The organism is Xenorhabdus miraniensis (genome assembly GCF_002632615.1).
The window spans coordinates 1-1,355 of sequence record NZ_NITZ01000078.1 but is presented as its reverse complement, the minus strand read 5'-3'; the positions used below and the strand labels follow the sequence as shown (position 1 = coordinate 1,355).

Sequence of the window (1,355 nt, the reverse complement as noted above, 5' to 3'; positions counted from 1 at the left end):
TGACCGTTGTTGCGGTAAGGCTGCCCGTCCGCCTTGCGGTATGCACGCAGATAACGCTGCCAGCTTTCCAGCACCGACAGCGAGACCTGCGGGGCGGTGTGGATAGCCCGTTGTTCGCACCAGTCCACGAACGGCACTAAGTAAGCCTGATAAGACAGCCGGGTTTTCGGGCTTTTCCCCTGTGCCGTCAGGCTGTCCAGCCAGTTATCCAGTTGCTGGCGTAAGGTCATTACCGTGAAGTCATGCGCGTTTGGCATCAGTCAGCTCCTTGTATTTTTACGTGAAAACAAAGCGGTCGCAGTACGGTGTGATGGGCTTTTCTTACGTTGCCGGAACAGTGATTTGGGTGCGGTCCCGACCGATGAGCATGAAAGCCTTGCGGCATCCGTCGTTGCGGTGATATTGACAACCCGACCCACTGCCGACCCGGGGCCGACCTGTGGGCGACTGATAACCGCCTGACCCCGACCGGACGGTATCATAGCGACACGTCAGGGCACGATCAGGCCACACAGATGCGAAGCATCACCGTCTGCCCCGTCAAACAGCAGTTCATAGGCGAACGTCAGCCCGCGACGGTGCAACAACAGGTATTCCATTTCGACCAGCCGCGACAGGTGCACCTTAAGCTGGGTATCGCCCCACTGCACTGCATCGCGCAACTGCTTGCGGGTAAAAATCATCTCATGGCGTGCCTGCCCGCTGCCGTTGATCCAGTCCTGTATCAGCAGCAGTAACTTGCGGGTCTGCGGCGGCATCTCGTCGAGCGTCCGGCCTAAGATTTCATGGGCGAGCCGGTTCGCCAGCCGGATATCGTCTTTCGTGACTTCAATATAGTCCAGTGTCTTACCGCGATGTTCGGCGGTTTTGATTTCTCGCTGGTACTGGTGCAGCAGGGCAATGCTCTGGATTAAGGTCAGGTATTTCATATGGTCACGGCGGGTACGGGTTTTGTCTGACATAAAGGTCAGTTGCGAGGCATATGGATTGACCACATTCAGCGGGCGCAATAACCGCTGGGCGTTCTGGTGCAGGGCGGTGAGATAGTCCCGCTCGTTCTCAGCCAGTAACCCCTCAAGGGTCTGTTTATGGCGCTGCAACGCATGGATCGCTTCGGTCTGTTCGCGGGATTCATTGACCGTCAGCACCAGACAGCGGTTCAGCAGCTCTTCATCCACATCAATGGCGGTGGTGGTTAACATCAGCATCACCGGGCCTTTTACCGTGTAGCTTTTGGTGACCAGTGTTCCGGTCGTCTCATCCTTGCCCGTGCTCGCCATCGTTAATTCCCCGTCCGATTGCAACAGCTTGAGCGCATAGGCCGCCTGCCGTACCCCTTCTTCTTCCGCTATCGC

Annotated in this window: 1 protein-coding gene and 2 pseudogenes; all 3 read right to left on the bottom strand. The window is 57.1% G+C overall.

Features of this window, described 5'->3' with window-relative positions; translation table 11 throughout:
- Nucleotides 1-257, bottom strand: a pseudogene (locus Xmir_RS22095) (site-specific tyrosine recombinase XerC); the annotation flags it as partial.
- A 3-nt stretch (nt 258-260) separates the two neighbouring features.
- A complete protein-coding gene (locus tag Xmir_RS27755) occupies nt 261-482 on the bottom strand; it encodes a hypothetical protein (protein WP_145956955.1) in 222 nt (73 codons plus the stop codon).
- A 9-nt stretch (nt 483-491) separates the two neighbouring features.
- Nucleotides 492-1,355 (bottom strand): annotated as a pseudogene (locus Xmir_RS22090) (DNA primase); the annotation flags it as partial.